The organism is Rhizobium sp. CIAT894 (assembly GCF_000172795.2).
Taxonomy (GTDB): Bacteria; Pseudomonadota; Alphaproteobacteria; order Rhizobiales; family Rhizobiaceae; genus Rhizobium.
Map to the genome: position 1 here is coordinate 158,464 of NZ_CP020947.1, position 15,508 is coordinate 173,971.

14 protein-coding genes are annotated in these 15,508 nt (G+C 62.0%); 4 read left to right on the top strand and 10 right to left on the bottom strand.

Translation table 11 applies throughout. The features are described 5' to 3' along the window. Nucleotides 1–52 precede the first annotated feature (52 nt). On the bottom strand, nucleotides 53–808 hold the full coding sequence (locus tag RHEC894_RS00775; protein ID WP_085735545.1) for a 3-deoxy-manno-octulosonate cytidylyltransferase: 756 nt from the start codon (nucleotides 806–808) through the stop codon (nucleotides 53–55). Nucleotides 809–962: 154 nt separating this feature from the next. On the opposite strand from RHEC894_RS00775, the gene RHEC894_RS00780 reads away from it, so the two are divergent. Further along, nucleotides 963–1,529 (top strand): cytochrome c family protein, encoded by a 567-nt coding sequence (locus tag RHEC894_RS00780; protein WP_085735546.1) that lies wholly within the window; start codon nucleotides 963–965, stop codon nucleotides 1,527–1,529. Nucleotides 1,530–1,596: 67 nt separating this feature from the next. Here the strand turns inward: RHEC894_RS00780 and RHEC894_RS00785 are convergent, their stop codons facing one another. Continuing rightward, nucleotides 1,597–2,544: an AEC family transporter gene (locus RHEC894_RS00785; protein ID WP_010069720.1), complete on the bottom strand. Its 948-nt coding sequence runs from the start codon at nucleotides 2,542–2,544 to the stop codon at nucleotides 1,597–1,599. Between the two features lie 415 nt (nucleotides 2,545–2,959). Between RHEC894_RS00785 and RHEC894_RS00790 the strand changes: the two genes are divergently transcribed. Further along, nucleotides 2,960–3,952: an adenosine kinase gene (locus tag RHEC894_RS00790; RefSeq protein WP_085735548.1), complete on the top strand. Its 993-nt coding sequence runs from the start codon at nucleotides 2,960–2,962 to the stop codon at nucleotides 3,950–3,952. Here the strand turns inward: RHEC894_RS00790 and RHEC894_RS00795 are convergent. Beyond that, nucleotides 3,945–4,484, bottom strand: coding sequence for an SH3 domain-containing protein (locus RHEC894_RS00795; RefSeq protein ID WP_085735550.1), 540 nt, complete (start codon nucleotides 4,482–4,484; stop codon nucleotides 3,945–3,947). The two genes, RHEC894_RS00790 and RHEC894_RS00795, sit on opposite strands and share 8 nt — an antisense overlap. A 185-nt stretch (nucleotides 4,485–4,669) precedes the next feature. Between RHEC894_RS00795 and RHEC894_RS00800 the strand changes: the two genes are divergently transcribed. Continuing rightward, nucleotides 4,670–5,671: a D-glycerate dehydrogenase gene (locus tag RHEC894_RS00800; RefSeq protein ID WP_010069722.1), complete on the top strand. Its 1,002-nt coding sequence runs from the start codon at nucleotides 4,670–4,672 to the stop codon at nucleotides 5,669–5,671. A gap of 9 nt (nucleotides 5,672–5,680) precedes the next feature. On the opposite strand, the gene RHEC894_RS00805 is transcribed toward RHEC894_RS00800, so the two are convergent. The 3 genes from RHEC894_RS00805 to recF are packed head-to-tail and all read right to left on the bottom strand — an operon-like array spanning nucleotide 5,681 to nucleotide 8,111. Continuing rightward, the gene (locus tag RHEC894_RS00805; protein WP_010069723.1) at nucleotides 5,681–6,169 is read right to left on the bottom strand and encodes a GNAT family N-acetyltransferase; all 489 of its coding nucleotides are present in this window, start codon (nucleotides 6,167–6,169) and stop codon (nucleotides 5,681–5,683) included. Beyond that, the gene (locus RHEC894_RS00810) at nucleotides 6,166–6,990 is read right to left on the bottom strand and encodes a molybdopterin-synthase adenylyltransferase MoeB (protein WP_010069724.1); all 825 of its coding nucleotides are present in this window, start codon (nucleotides 6,988–6,990) and stop codon (nucleotides 6,166–6,168) included. Before RHEC894_RS00810 ends, RHEC894_RS00805 begins: the two co-directional genes overlap by 4 nt. Further along, complete coding sequence (gene recF, locus RHEC894_RS00815; RefSeq protein ID WP_085735553.1) at nucleotides 6,987–8,111, bottom strand: DNA replication/repair protein RecF; 1,125 nt, start codon at nucleotides 8,109–8,111, stop codon at nucleotides 6,987–6,989. Before recF ends, RHEC894_RS00810 begins: the two co-directional genes overlap by 4 nt. A gap of 464 nt (nucleotides 8,112–8,575) precedes the next feature. On the opposite strand from recF, the gene RHEC894_RS00820 reads away from it, so the two are divergent. After that, the gene (locus RHEC894_RS00820; RefSeq protein WP_010068934.1) at nucleotides 8,576–8,935 is read left to right on the top strand and encodes a helix-turn-helix transcriptional regulator; all 360 of its coding nucleotides are present in this window, start codon (nucleotides 8,576–8,578) and stop codon (nucleotides 8,933–8,935) included. 133 nt (nucleotides 8,936–9,068) lie between these two features. On the opposite strand, the gene RHEC894_RS00825 is transcribed toward RHEC894_RS00820, so the two are convergent. From RHEC894_RS00825 to RHEC894_RS00840, 4 genes are all read right to left on the bottom strand, one after another. After that, nucleotides 9,069–9,269, bottom strand: a complete 201-nt coding sequence (locus RHEC894_RS00825; RefSeq protein ID WP_010068933.1) for a hypothetical protein — start codon at nucleotides 9,267–9,269, stop codon at nucleotides 9,069–9,071. Nucleotides 9,270–9,585: 316 nt separating this feature from the next. Next, nucleotides 9,586–10,716, bottom strand: coding sequence for a molecular chaperone DnaJ (gene dnaJ, locus RHEC894_RS00830; protein ID WP_085735555.1), 1,131 nt, complete (start codon nucleotides 10,714–10,716; stop codon nucleotides 9,586–9,588). Nucleotides 10,717–10,801: 85 nt separating this feature from the next. Continuing rightward, complete coding sequence (gene dnaK, locus RHEC894_RS00835; RefSeq protein ID WP_085735556.1) at nucleotides 10,802–12,718, bottom strand: molecular chaperone DnaK; 1,917 nt, start codon at nucleotides 12,716–12,718, stop codon at nucleotides 10,802–10,804. 385 nt (nucleotides 12,719–13,103) lie between these two features. Next, nucleotides 13,104–15,428 (bottom strand): transglycosylase domain-containing protein, encoded by a 2,325-nt coding sequence (locus RHEC894_RS00840; protein ID WP_085735558.1) that lies wholly within the window; start codon nucleotides 15,426–15,428, stop codon nucleotides 13,104–13,106. Nucleotides 15,429–15,508: the final 80 nt, after the last annotated feature.

Sequence of the window (15,508 nt, forward strand, 5' to 3'; positions counted from 1 at the left end):
TAACTCTTTAATTGAGAACAGGATTCAGATTTTAGGCCAACCGAGCCTAAAATCATCCTGTTCTGGCGGAAAGGATGCGCCGCGCTTTTTCGAGGTCGGCTGGAGTATCGACACCGAGCGGAACCGTGTCAACGATCTCGGCGTCGATGCGCATACCGGCCTCCAGTGCCCGCAATTGTTCCAGCGATTCGCGCCTTTCGAGCGTCGACGGACCGAGCGAGACGAACCGTTCGAGCGCGGCGCGCCGATAGGCATAGAGACCGATATGATGGAAGAGCGGCCCTTTGCCGTAAGGCGCCGTGGCGCGGGTGAAGTAGAGGCTGCGCAGGCGGGTGGCGGAAATCGGCGATCCGATGACCTTGACGATGTGTGCCGCCGTCTTGTCCTCCTCGTTGTCGATTTCGATGGTCAGCGTGCCGATATCGACCGCTTCGTCCTCAAGGGGGCGTAAAGCCGCCCGCACCGTTTCCGGCTCGATCGTCGGCAAATCGCCCTGGACGTTGACGATGAACTTCGCCTTCCCGTCCGGATCGACCTTGGTCAGCGCTTCGAAGATGCGGTCTGAGCCCGATTGATGATCCTTGCTGGTCATGACGACTTCAAAGCCGGCGGCAGAAACGGTATCGAACACCTGCTGGTCGTCGACGGCAACGACCACGCGGCCGATGGCTGCCTCCTTGGCGCGCATCGCCACCTGGACGATCATCGGCAGTCCGCAAATATCGGCGAGCGGCTTGCCCGGAAGCCGGGTGGAGGCCATGCGCGCCGGGATCAACACGAGCGCGCCGTCTAATTTTGAATCACTCATTGTTCGGGCCTTCTATTCCGGGCTGAAAAGTGTCAAAAAGTCTCACGCACAAGACCATTTAGACAGTTGCAACGATCAACCAAAAGACATAGGTTCCGCGCGATTTCAAGATGGTCCGGTTTATGGTCTGCCGGCTGCAAGGGGAGCATTGCAGATGAATTCATACGTCAATACGGCCGTGGGGGCGCTGCTCGGAACGATTTTCGTTCTGATGTCGGTCTCTATCGCGTCCGAGGGGATCTTCCATTCCGAAGCGCCGGAGAAGGAAGGTTTTGCGATCGTTGCCGAAGAGGCGTCCGCCGCTGGCGGTGAAGCTGCGCCTGCCGCTGCTGCCGTTCCGATCGCGCAATTGCTCGCTTCTGCCGATGCCAAGGCCGGTGAAACGGTCTTCAAGAAGTGTCAGGCCTGTCATGACGGCACCAAAGGGGGACCGAACAAGGTCGGTCCCAACCTCTTTGGTGTCGTAGATCGCCCGATCGCCTCGCATGAAGGCTTCGCCTATTCCGCCGCCATGAAGGATTTCTCCAAGGGCAGCAGCGAGAAGTGGACTTTCGAATTCCTCAACAAATTCCTGATGGCGCCGAAGAAGGACGTTCCCGGCACCGCCATGGGCTTTGCCGGTCTTCCGAAGGATCAGGACCGCGCCAACGTCATCCTCTATCTGCACACGCTGGCCGATTCGCCGGTACCGCTGCCGGATCCGAAGACGGCGACGCAGTAACGCTGCAGCATCTTCCGATGACACGGGAGCCCGGCCACAAGCCGGGCTTTTTCATTATGCGGGGAATTCACGCGCCGAGGAAGTAGGCCCAGAGCGAGACCGTGATGGCGCCGAGCGCCGTCGTCACGGTGATCGTCGAGGCGGCGAGGCTGTGGCCGACGCCGAAGCGATTTGCGATCAGCCAGGCGTTGACCCCTGTCGGTACAGACGAGGTCAGCACGATCGCTGCCGTCCATTCGGGGCTGAGGCCGAGCAGGCGGCTCGCAGTCCAGACGCAGCCGGGCAGCAGCAGCAGTTTGCAGGTGGACGTGACGCTGGCGATGCCGAGATTGCCGGACACGCCGTATTTCTCCAGCGCCATGCCGAGTGATATCAGCGCCGCCGGACCGGCAATGCCGGCGATCTGCCCGACGACCGATGCCATCGCCGTCGGCATGGTGAGACCGGAAAGATGCACGGCCATGCCGGCTGCAAGCCCGATCACCAGCGGATTGCGGATGAGATTGATGGCAATCTGGCGAAGGACGAACACCATGCTGCGGTCGCTTTTGCCGGCGATCTTTCGTTCGGCATGTTCCATCAGCACCGTGCCGGCGACCATCATCACGGGCAGATGCACGGCGAGCAGGATCGACAATGCCACCAGCCCCTCGTCGCCGACGGTCCGCTGGACGAGCGGCAGTCCGATGAAAACATTGTTGGCGAAGGCCGAGGAAACGCCGGCCAGCACGCCGATCCGCTCGTCGCGGCCGAAAAAGCGGGTGGCGGCGATATGGCCGGCTGCCCAGGTGATGGCAACGCCGGAGAAATAGACGATCCACAGCCGGAAAGGCGAGGCGCCGTGAAAATCCGCCTCGGCGATAGTGCGGAAAAGTAAGAGCGGCACGGCGATCTTGAAGACAAATTCGCTGAGCGCATCGCCGACATTCGACGCCATCAAGCCGCTGCGGACGATCACCCAGCCGATGAGGATCAGGATGAAGATGGGAAGGACGTCGAGAATGATGGCTGACATTGGGAGGCTGCTTTGCGCGGGGGGAGTGTCTGACCTCTAGCAGCAAACCGTCTGGATTGAAAAGGCAATCGCCGCCTATCCGCCGGCTGCGGCATCCGCAAAGCAAAAAAAGCGGGCATGGCCCGCTTTTCCGCTCCGGCGCTGCCGGAAAGATCGCGAAGCCGCCAGTTCATCCGTGGTCAGCGTCGCGCCGGTAAGATCGAAGGGATCATCCCTCGTGCGCCCGGCTGCAACTGAAAGCTGCCCATGCCGGTCTTCCTGCGAGTATATCTAGATTTTGAAGATGACAGGGACATGACGAATAAGCGGCACTTTTGCGAAGAAATAGACGGAGATGCGCCATTTATCCTTCCAAACCGCGGAAATTTCGCTAAGACCGAACCCCTGATATCACTAATCTGGGACTCCCCATTTCATGACAAGATTCGACGTTCTGACAGTCGGCAACGCAATCGTGGACATCATTGCCCGTTGCGACGACCAGTTCCTTATTGACAATCAGATCACCAAGGCGGCGATGAACCTCATCGATGCCGAGCGCGCCGAACTCTTATATTCGCGCATGGGGCCGGCGCTCGAAGCCTCCGGCGGCAGCGCCGGCAATACGGCGGCGGGCGTGGCGAACCTCGGCGGCAAGGCCGCCTATTTCGGCAATGTCGCCGCCGATCAGCTCGGCGACATCTTCACGCACGACATCCGCGCCCAGGGCGTTCACTACCAGACGAAGCCCAAGGGCACGTTCCCGCCGACGGCGCGCTCGATGATCTTCGTCACCGAGGATGGCGAGCGTTCGATGAACACCTATCTCGGCGCCTGCGTCGAGCTCGGTCCCGAGGACGTCGAGGTCGATGTCGTGGCCGACGCCAAGGTCACCTATTTCGAAGGTTATCTCTGGGATCCGCCGCGCGCCAAGGAAGCGATCCTCGATTGCGCCCGCATCGCCCATGAAAACGGCCGCGAAATGTCGATGACGCTGTCCGACAGTTTCTGCGTCGGCCGCTATCGCGGCGAATTCCTCGATCTGATGCGTTCCGGCAAGGTCGATATCGTTTTCGCCAATCGCCAGGAAGCGCTGTCGCTCTACGAAACCGACGATTTCGAAGAGGCGCTGAACAGGATCGCCGCCGATTGCAAGATCGCCGCCGTGACGATGAGCGAGGACGGCGCCGTCATCCTTAAGGGCAGCGAGCGTTACTACGTCGATGCGATCAGGATCAGGGAAGTTGTGGATACGACGGGTGCCGGCGATCTCTTCGCCTCCGGCTTCCTCTATGGCTACACGCAGGGACGCTCTCTGGAGGATTGCGGCAAGCTCGGTTGCCTTGCTGCCGGCATCGTTATCCAGCAGATCGGTCCGCGCCCGATGACCTCGCTTTCCGAGGCCGCCAAACAGGCTGGGCTTATTTAAAGGCTTCGCCGGGATAGGCACCCCAGATCTCCGACTGCGCCACCCAGCCAGAGGCGCCGTCGGTTTCGGCGCGGCACCAGTCGCCGTTGCACTCACCGATCGTCACCATCACGCCGGGTTCCAGCTTGGCGACGATCGAGGCGGAGGGCAGCGCCTCGCGGCGCAGATTGACAAAGACGCCCTTGCCCTTGGCCTTCATCCAAGGCGCGGCGATCGCCGCGCGCTGGCCCGACAGCAGCGACTGGTTGACCCAGCCTTCGGTACCGTCGGCATCGCGGATGCGGCGCCAGTTGTCGTATTCCTGGATGATCTCGACCGGCAGGCCGGATTTCAGGTACATCCATGAAACCGCGTAATCCGTTCCCGGGCCGATGCGCAGGTTGACGCGTTTGGATTTCAGCGTGACGAAGCGCGGCAATGGCAGCCCGCTTGGCCCCTTGGCGGCCTGCGCATGGGCAAATTCGACGGTTCCCATGGATGCGGCCAGAGCGATGACAAGGGCGAGGCAGGACTTCAGGAATTTGCTGCGCATGGAAGTTTCCGTTTGCTCGAATTCGCGGGCAGATCCGGCCTGCTCGCGGTCCGGGCTCTGACATTCCCACGGCTGCACCGCGAGTTTTGTTTGTCTTCGCGTGCGGGTCTGGTAGAAAATGCCCGGATGGGAAAATTATCACCCCTCTTGGTTAAAGACCTCTGAACAAGGCACCACAGCCAGCCATGACAGCGAAGAAAAAACCGAAGGTCTACATCACCCGCAAGTTGCCCGACGCCGTCGAAACCCGCATGCGGGAACTCTTCGACGCCGAGCTGAACATCGATGACACGCCGCGCTCCGTTCCAGAGCTGATCGCCGCCGTCAGGACCGCCGACGTGCTGGTGCCGACCGTCACCGATCGCATCGATGCGGCGCTGATCGATCAGGCCGGGCCGCAGATGAAGCTGATTGCGAGCTTCTCCAACGGCACGGACCACATCGACGTCGAGGCGGCGGCGCGCAAGGGCATCACCGTCACCAACACGCCGAACGTCCTGACCGAGGATACCGCCGACATGACGATGGCGCTGATTCTCGCGGTTCCGAGAAGGCTCGGCGAGGGCGCCCGCGTGCTGACCGACAAGCCCGGCGAATGGGCTGGCTGGTCTCCTACCTGGATGCTCGGCCGGCGCATTCACGGCAAGCGCATCGGCATCGTCGGCATGGGCCGCATCGGTACGGCGGTCGCCCGCCGCGCCAAGGCTTTCGGCCTGTCGATTCACTACCACAACCGCAAGCGCGTCAATCCGGCCGTCGAGGACGAGCTGGAGGCGACCTATTGGGAAAGCCTCGACCAGATGCTCGCCCGCGTCGACATCGTTTCGGTCAATTGCCCGTCGACGCCGGCGACTTTCCACCTGATCTCGGCGCGTCGTCTGGCGCTGCTGCAGCCAACGGCCTATCTCGTCAACACCGCGCGCGGGGACGTGGTCGATGAAGCCGCGCTGATCAAGTCTCTGAGGGAGGGCCGGATCGCCGGCGCCGGCCTCGACGTCTTCGAAAACGAACCCGCCGTCAATCCGAAGCTCGTCAAGCTCGCCAATGAGGGCAAGGTCGTGCTGCTGCCGCATATGAGTTCGGCGACGATCGAAGGCCGCATCGACATGGGCGACAAGGTGATCATCAATATCCGCACCTTCATCGACGGTCACAGACCGCCGAACCGGGTGCTGCCGGGGCGTTGAAGGCTTAATTCAGCCGGTGCGGGTCCGAGATGCAAGGACCTTGCGCATCTCGACGAAGGTCGTCCTGGCAAAGCCGGGATGCGCCTTCTCGGCAGTTCTGGAAAATCCCCAGGCGGCAAAGACGGCGTGATTGTCGGTGAGTTCGATGCGTGTTTCCAGCCGCAAGGCGGCAAGCCCCAGGGACGCGGCCGTCTCCTCGGCAATTGCCAGCAGCCTTTTGCCGAGGCCTTTGCCCTGCGCCTCAGGCAGAACGGCAAGCTTGCCGACATAGAGGCAATCGGCCTCCGGCCGCAGAAAAAGGCAGCCGATCAACTTTTCACCGTCGAGGGCGGCATGGCCGATCTCGGCTCTGGCCTTTTCCGCCAGTGACTCGGTCGTCAGCTTGAGCGCCGAGGACGGCGGATCGATCCTCCCGTTCATCGAAGCGAAGGCGGCGAGGATAAGCGCCAGCAATTCGTCCCAGCGTGTGAAGTCCTGGTCGAGACGGACGGTCGTCATACGGCCTGTCTCTCCCGCGTCCGGCGTCTTCTATAGCGGACGGTGTCGAAGCGGGCCGCAAGCGCGTCATAGAGCAGCAGTCGTCCGACCAGCGGCTCGCCGGTGCCGGTGACGAGTTTGATCGCTTCCATCGCCATCATGGTGCCGATCACGCCGGTCAGCGCGCCGATGACGCCGGCCTCGGCGCAGGCGGGAATGAGCCCCGCCGGCGGCGCTTCGGGAAAGAGGTCGCGATATGTCGGGTTGGGGGTCCCGTCCTCACCGCTCTCATAGGGCTTGAGAACCGTCAGCGAACCGTCGAAGCGCCCGACCGCTCCGGTAACAAGCGGGATGCGCGCTTCCTCAGCTGCATCGGCAGCGGTGTAACGCGTATCGAAATTGTCGGAGCCGTCGATCAGCAGATCGAAGCCGGAGAGTTGCCGGCGGGCAGTCTCGTGGGAAAACCGTTCCTCGAAACGGATGAGCCGGACATGCGGATTGAGTCTCGCGATGGCAAGCGCGGCGCTTTCCGTCTTCAACTCCCCGATCGTGCCGGAATCATGGATGACCTGGCGCTGCAGGTTCGACAGCGATACCCGGTCGTCATCGACGATGCCGAGCGTGCCGACGCCGGCTGCTGCCAGATATTGCAGGATCGGTGCGCCGAGGCCGCCGGCGCCGATCACCAGCACGCGGGCGGCCTTCAGCCTCTGCTGGCCTGCGCCGCCGATCTCCGGCAGCAGAATATGGCGGTGATAGCGCGCGATTTCGTCAGGGCTAAGCGGTTCCATGGCAGCGATGTTATCATGACGCCGGAGGCTGGGAAAAGCCGCTTCGGTCATTCGAACACCTTTCCGTCGGCCACTGTGAAGACCTGCGCTCTGTCGCCCAACGCCGAAAACATCGAGCGATCCGTTCCGGTCATGAAGGCCTGGCCTCCGAGGCCGTCGATGAGGTCGAACAGCGCGGCGCGCCTGTTCTCGTCGAGATGGGCGGCGATCTCGTCGAGCAGCAGGATTGGCGCATGGCCGGTAAGATTGCCGACCAGCCGTGCATGCGCAAGCACCAGGCCGACGAGCAGCGCCTTCTGCTCGCCGGTCGAGCAGCGTTCCGCCTCCATCGCCTTTTCGCGATGGTGCACGATGAGATCGGCCCGATGCGGCCCGTCGAGGGTGCGTCCCGCGCCGGCGTCGCGATAACGGCTCTCGGCCAGCATCGCCGCGTAGTCGTCCTCGAGGTCGACCGAGGGGCGCGAGAACTGGCCGTCCATGAAGCCCGAGAGCTGCAGTGATGCCGATGGAAAAGGCGAACTCTCGTGGGTCTCCTCGATCAGCCGGGTCAGCAGGCCGAGCATTTCCTGCCGGGCGAGCGCCATGGCGATGCCGAGGCTTGCCATCTGTTCCTCGATGCCGGCAAGCCAGGAGGGATCGAAGCGGCCTTCATCCAGCAACCTGTTGCGGCTGCGCATGGCGCGCTCGAAATCGCTGGCGCGGCGGCCATGGGCGGGATCGAGCGATAGCACCAGCCGGTCGAGAAAGCGGCGCCGCTCGGAGGAGGCGCCGGTAAAGAGGCCGTCCATCGCCGGTGTCAGCCAGAGAAGACGCAGATGATCGGTCAGTTCGTCTGCTGTTTTGGCAGGGGTGCCGTTGATCCGCAGCCTGCGGGCGGTGCTTTCCTCGCCGGTTTCGATGCCGGTGCCGATCTCGACGTCGCCTTCCATGCCGTCGAGCGCCGCGAAGATCGAAAAACCGCCGGCCGCGCCGACACGGGTAATGTCGCCATAGGCAGCGCGGCGCAGGCCGCGGCCAGGCGAAAGCAGCGAGACGGCCTCCATGAGATTGGTCTTGCCGGCACCGTTGTCTCCCGTCAGCACGGCATGCCGGCCGTCAAGGGTTAGCGCCGCCGACGCATAATTTCGGAAGTCTGTCAGCTTCAGACGGGAAAGAGAAACCTTGTGCGGCATCGAATGTCCGGAATCGTGAAACGTGACAGCTAAGCCTAAGCGGCGTTGATGGCAAGGCACTGAGAGCTTTGCCGCCCCGGACCGGCCACTGCTGCCGGAGGCAGGCGGCGGCAGTGGCCGGATAGGATAGGCTGCGGGCGACAAGGGACGGCACCGGACGGATTTTCGAGGTGCCTCCGTGACCGAGTCCTGTTGTCCGGTGCCTCACGGCGTAGGGGCGCTTTCCAGATTGTTTTAAAAATACAACCACCGCGCGGATAGGCTGGCTTCATCGAGCCGGTTCGGTTTACAGCTGTTATCGATCACTTCAAGCCCTGGATATCCGGGGTTTTGCCGCGTCCCTCCGCTGCTCCTGACGTAACGTAAAGCCCAAAAAAAGTCGGTTGAATTTTGCAACTGTAGAGTTGAGTTATCCCGTAAAAACGCTATGGTAAACGAACTGTTAAGTATTAGAGAGTGATGAAGTGCCAGATCCGGTTGATATTATCGTTGGTCGCAACGTAAGACAGTTTCGCGCCCTTCGCCGTGTTTCGCAGCTTGAGCTTGGCGAAGCACTCGGACTGACTTTCCAGCAGATCCAGAAATACGAAAAAGGCGCGAACCGCGTTTCCGCCAGCAAGCTGCATCAGATCGCGGTTTTCCTCGATGTCGAGATCTCTGCTCTTTTCGAGGGCGTATCGCAATTCGGCAGCCGAGTCGAACTCAGCCCTGACGCCTATGCGCTTGCTCTGACCTACGACAAACTGAGTTCATCGGCAGGCAAGGAAGCGGTCAAGACCATCCTCACCCTCATGGTTGGCGAAGCGGCCGAAACCGCCGCTTGATTTCACCGCGCATCATAGAGAGCACGACTTCGGTCCGGGTGATATCCGGACACAGGCATCTGTGCGGCAATTTGGTGGGGCATCAAGACGAAGACAGGAAGCATCTCCGGTGCGCGCGGTTTCATGCCGCGCTTTAGTGAATCTCGCATTCGTGCAACGCCATCAGCAGATCGTCCTGCGTCTGGTGGCCGGCATGATAGAGGTCGATCGCGATACTGGCGATCGAAAGGCCCTGCTGGCTGCGAAGCTTGATGTTGCGCTCGGCGCACCATGTGTAGAGGGCGCCGGCGAGAACGTCGACATCTTCGGACTGAGAGGAAAAGGCTGACGCCATGGCAGATACCCTTGATTTTTTGTTGTTCCCGACTGACGGCAGAGACTGAATTCATTTGGAAAACTTGCAAGCGGCATCATCTGGCTGCGTTAACGTAAGCCATGTTCCGCCCCGTCGCCGTGCCGATCCGGGACAGATTGCTCAGCGCAAGCACCGAGTGTTGCAAATTGGGGCAATTGCAAAGCACCCGAAGCGGGTCGCGCAAAAGTGTGCAGCGGTTTGCGACAACGACATGCGTAAAAACTGAGATGGCGAACCAAAAAAGCCGGAGACGTTTCCGTCCCCGGCTTTTCGAGATGGATCCATCGATCGCGGCTCAGCCTTCGAAGAATTCCTTCATGCGGGCAAAGAAGCCCGTTGATTCGGGATTGTTCTCCTTGGAGGAAAGCTGCTCGAATTCCTGCAGCAGCTCGCGCTGGCGCTTGGTGAGCTTTTGCGGCGTCTCGATCTGGATCTGGATGTAGAGGTCACCCGTCTGCGCCGAACGCAGCACCGGCATGCCCTTGTTTTTCAGGCGGAACTGTTTGCCGGCCTGCGTGCCCTCGGGCACGCTGACGCGCGACTTTGTGCCGTCGAGCGTCGCCACGTCGAAGGTTCCGCCGAGAGCGGCGGTCGTCATCGAGATCGGAACGGCGCAATAAAGATCGGCTCCGTCGCGCTGGTAGAATTCATGCGGTTTGACGGACAGGAAGATATAGAGATCGCCCGCCGGCCCGCCACGGGTGCCTGCTTCGCCCTCGCCCTGCAGGCGGATGCGCGTACCATCCTCGATGCCGGCGGGAATATTGACCGAGAGCGAACGCTCTTCCGTTACCCGGCCCTGGCCGTGGCATTTCGGGCAGGGATCGGGAATGATCTGGCCACGGCCATGGCAGGTCGGGCAGGTCCGCTCGATCGAGAAGAAGCCCTGTGCGGCACGCACGCGCCCGCTTCCCTGGCAGGTGCCGCAATTCTTCGGCTGCGTGCCGGGCTTGGCGCCCGAACCCGAACAGACGTCGCAGGTGATCGACGTGGGAACGCGGATCTGTGCCGTCTTGCCGGAAAAGGATTCTTCCAGCGTAATTTCCATATTGTAGCGAAGGTCGGCGCCGCGCTCCCGGCCTCCTGACGAGCGCTGGCGCGCACGCCCTCCACCCATCATCTCGCCGAAAATATCCTCGAAGATGTCGGAGAAACCGCCGCCGGCAAAGCCGCCGCCACCGCCGCCGCCCATGCCGCCATGTTCGAAGGCCGCATGGCCGTAGCGATCATAGGCCGCCCGCTTCTGCGGGTCCTTGAGCATCTCGTAGGCTTCGTTGATTTCCTTGAACTTGCGTTCGGCGTCCTTGTCATCCGGGTTCTTGTCCGGATGGTATTTCATCGCCAGTTTGCGGAAGGCGCTCTTCAGCTCTTTCTCGTCCGCCGTCTTGGCTACACCCAGAGTTTCGTAAAAGTCCGCTTTTGCCATTAAGGATTAAACCCCGGAAATGGATTTCCGGCTGCCATGGTGAGCAGCCGGATCAGGTGTTGAAGCATAACCACGCCGTCGCGGATTACGCGGACTTCTTGCGGTCGTCGTCCTTGATTTCCTCGTAGTCGGCATCGACGACATTGTCGATGCCTTCCGCGGAGGCATCCCCGGCAGCGCCGCCTTCGGCCTGTTGCGCTTCATAGATGGCCTGGCCGAGCTTCATCGACACTTCCATCAGGGTCTGGGTCTTAGCCTTGATGTCTTCGGCGTCGGCTTCGGTTGCCTCGGTCGCGGACTTCAGCGCGGCGATCGCATCCGAGATCGCGGTGCGGTCGGCTTCGGAAACCTTGTCGCCGTAATCCTTCAGCGACTTTTCCGTGGAGTGGATCAGGCTTTCGGCCTGGTTCTTGGCCTCCACGCCTTCGCGGCGCTTCTTGTCCTCGGTGGCATGGGCTTCGGCATCCTTGACCATCTTTTCGATGTCGGCGTCGGAAAGACCGCCGGAAGCCTGGATGCGGATCTGCTGTTCCTTGCCGGTGCCCTTGTCCTTGGCCGAAACCTGCACGATGCCGTTGGCGTCGATGTCGAAGGTGACTTCGATCTGCGGCATGCCGCGCGGCGACGGCGGCAGGCCGACGAGGTCGAACTGGCCAAGCAGCTTGTTGTCGGCGGCCATTTCACGCTCGCCCTGCGAAACGCGGATGGTGACGGCCTGCTGGTTGTCTTCGGCGGTCGAGAAGGTCTGGCTCTTCTTCGTCGGGATCGTCGTGTTGCGTTCGATCAGGCGGGTGAAGACGCCACCGAGCGTTTCGATGCCGAGCGACAGCGGCGTGACGTCGAGAAGCAGGACGTCCTTGACGTCGCCCTGCAGAACGCCGGCCTGGATGGCGGCGCCGAGTGCAACGACTTCATCCGGGTTGACGCCCTTGTGCGGCTCCTTGCCGAACAGCTGCTTGACGACTTCCTGGACCTTCGGCATGCGGCTCATGCCGCCGACGAGAACGACTTCGTCGATTTCGGCCGCAGTGACGCCGGCATCCTTGAGGGCTGCCTTGCACGGTGCGATCGTGCGCTGGACGAGATCGTCGACCAGGCTCTCAAGCTTGGCGCGGGTCAGCTTCAGCGTCAGATGCTTCGGGCCGGAGGCGTCAGCCGTGATGAACGGCAGGTTGATTTCAGTCTGCTGCGACGAGGAAAGCTCGATCTTCGCCTTTTCCGCAGCTTCCTTGAGGCGCTGCAGGGCGAGCTTGTCGTTTTTCAGGTCGATGCCGTTGTCGCGCTTGAATTCGCCGACGAGATATTCGACGAGACGCATGTCGAAGTCTTCACCGCCGAGGAACGTATCGCCGTTGGTGGACTTCACTTCGAAGACGCCGTCGCCGATCTCGAGGATCGAGATATCGAAGGTGCCGCCGCCAAGGTCGTAGACGGCAATCGTCTTGCCTTCTTTTTTGTCGAGGCCGTAGGCGAGCGCGGCAGCGGTCGGCTCGTTGATGATGCGCAGCACTTCAAGACCGGCGATGCGGCCGGCATCCTTGGTTGCCTGGCGCTGCGCGTCGTTGAAGTAGGCGGGAACGGTGATGACGGCCTTCTCGACCTTTTCGCCGAGATAGGATTCGGCGGTTTCCTTCATCTTCTGAAGGATCATCGCGGAAATCTGTGCGGGCGAGTAGCCCTTGCCATTGGCTTCGACCCAGGCGTCGCCATTGTCGCCCTTGACGATGGTGAAGGGAACGAGGTGCTTGTCCTTCTCGACAGTCGGGTCTTCGTAGCGGCGGCCGATCAGGCGCTTGACCGCAAAGAGCGTGTTCGTCGGGTTGGTGACCGCCTGGCGCTTGGCCGGCTGGCCGACGAGGCGTTCGCCATCATCGGAAAATGCCACCATGGAAGGCGTCGTGCGGGCCCCTTCCGCATTCTCGATGACCTTCGCATCCTTGCCGTCCATGACCGCGACGCAGGAATTCGTCGTTCCAAGGTCGATACCAATTACTTTTGCCATGTCATTCTCTCCTTGAAGCAAGCTGTCGGAACCCCCAGAAGGCATTTCCCTGACAGCCCCTTACGGGATGGGTCTACTTACGATTACGCAATCGTGATTGCGGTGATGCGGCGTATATAAGGAGCGGTTTTCGGGACTGCAAGGCGGGAAATGCCCCGGAATCCAGCAAAACGAATGTGTTGCATTCAATTTTCATCACCGCCGGGAAAGAGGTCGTCCCATGAGCGGAGGGCAGTCGATTTCCAATGCGTGTCGCGCCGAAACGTACAGCGGTCCCCGGGATAGCGCCATCCACCGAAACCATGCGCGAAAGGGCCCCGCTCGATCAAATCGGGGGCGACCCGTTTTGCGGCGTCGCGCTTGCATCGGGCCTGCAGCAAAGCTCTCACTGGCCCATGATCAGATCAAGCAGCGTCGTGCGCCGAGGCTGGACGGAAGAGGTTGTCTGCGGCGACCCGATATCGCCCGGCGGAACCCTGTTCCCGTCGCCCGAGCCGCCGCCTTCGGCAATGTCTGCAGGCGGAACTGGACCGTTGCCGGAGGTTGCCGACGGCTGCCGGACAGGCGCTTGCGGATAGCGGTTGGCATTGTCGTTGCCGCCGAAGACGCCGGAAATGATGCCGCCGATCGTCGACGGCGGTGCTTCGGCCGTGACCGGCTGTCCGCCGTCGGGTGCCGCCTGCGCCATCGGCTGGCCGTTGTTCGGATCGCCGATCAGCTGGCCGTTGCCGAAGAGCGGCGCCGGCGAAAGACCCTTGTGGGCGGCGACCATGAATTCCTTCCAGGCCTTGGCCGGCAGGCCGCCGCCGGTCACCTTCTTCATCGGCTTGCCGTCGTCATTGCCGAACCAGACCCCTGTCGTGAGGTTGCTGGTGAAGCCGACGAACAGGGCGTCGCGCGAATTCTGCGTCGTGCCGGTCTTTCCGGCCGCCTGCCAGCCGGGGATCTTGGCGCTCTTGCCGGTGCCGTTCTCGATGACGCCCATCATCATCGTGTCCATCTGGGCAGCGATCTGCTCGGAGAGCACGCGCGGCGGGCTGTCATAGGTGTTTTCGTAGAGTACCTTGCCCTCGGCGGTCGTCACCCGGCGGATGACGTGCGGCGTCGCCTTGTAGCCGCCGTTCATGAAGGCGGCATAGGAGGCGGTGAGCTCCATCAACGACACTTCCGAAGTGCCGAGCGCGATCGAGGCGTTCGGTTGCAGCTCGCTTTCGATGCCGAGCCGGTGGGCGAGTTTGATCACCTGGTCCGGCCCGTCATACATCACCAGCTGGGCGGCGACCGTATTCAGCGATTTCGCGAGTGCGGTCGCCAGCGTCACCTCGCCATTGTATTTCTTCTCGTAATTTTCGGGCGTCCAGTCGCCGATGCGGATCGGCGCGTCGTTGAAAACCGAAAAAGGCGTCAGCCCCTTTTCGAGTGCCGCGGCATAAACGAAGGGCTTGAACGAGGAGCCCGGCTGGCGCTTCGCCTTGACGGCGCGGTTGAACTGGCTTGCCGCATAGTCCCTGCCGCCGACCAGCGCCCGGATCGCGCCGGTGCCGTCGATCGACACGAGGGCCGCCTGCGAGGCGTCAAGCTTGCCACCCTCCTTGTCGAGCACGTCGACCAGCGAATGTTCGGCCTTCTTTTCCAGCGATTTGTCGATGGTCGTGTCGACGATGACGTCTTCCTTGACGTCGCCGATCAGGCCCGGCAGCTCGTCCATCACCATGTCGGCGACATAGTGGCCGGCGCCCGACCAATAGCTCTTGGCCGAAGCCGGGGTCTGCGACATCGCCGTCTTGACTTCGGAATCGGTAATGAAACCCTGCTCGCGCATTGCCGCGAGCACAAGCTGGGCGCGCGCATTGGCGGCGTCCGCATCGCGGGCCGGCGAAAGCCGCGATGGCGCCTTGAGCAGGCCGGCCAGCACCGCGGCCTCGCCGAGGTTCACGTCACGCGCCGATTTGTTGAAATAGCGGCGTGAGGCCGCCTCGACGCCATAGGCGTTCGATCCGAAGAACACCCGGTTGAGATACATCGCAAGGATCTGGTCCTTGGTGTATTTCTGCTCCAGCCAGAGCGCCAGCAGCACTTCCTGCACCTTGCGTTCCAGCGTTCTCTCGGGGGAGAGAAAGAGGTTCTTGGCAAGCTGCTGCGTCAGCGTCGAGCCGCCCTGCACCATGTGGCCGGCCGTGAAGTTGGTCACTACAGCCCGGCCGAGGCCGAGCGGGTCGACGCCGAAATGCGAATAAAAACGCCGGTCCTCGATGGCGATGACGGCTTCCGGAATATAGGGCGACATGTTTTCGAGCGACAGCGCCTCGCCGCCGGTGGCGCCGCGATTGGCGATGACGCTGCCGTCAACGGCGGTGATCTTGACGTTCGGCGGCCGTTCCGGGATCGCCCATGTGCTGGCGCTCGGCATGCGCGAACCGTAATAGAGCACGAGCCCGGCGACGCCGATGCCGGCCCAGATGAACAGCACGACGCACCAGTAGATCACGCGGCGCATAAAGCCGAAAAGGCCGCCGCTTTCGCGTTCGCGCGGTTCGCGCCGCCGCCGCGGGGCGGGGCGTTCCGGCGGCGGTTTGGAACCGCCGCGCCGCGAAGATCTGCTTCCGACAACACGGTCATCGGCATCGAGCGAAAATTCGTCATCGTCGCGTGCCGGGCGGCCGCTGAAGGACGGTTCGATTCTGTCGCCTGATCTGCCTCTGCCTGCCATCGCCGACCGGTCACACCCCATGTTCGATCGCGCCCGATCGTGCGGGCGACGTCATCATCCGGTTGAACTGTAATTGCGGC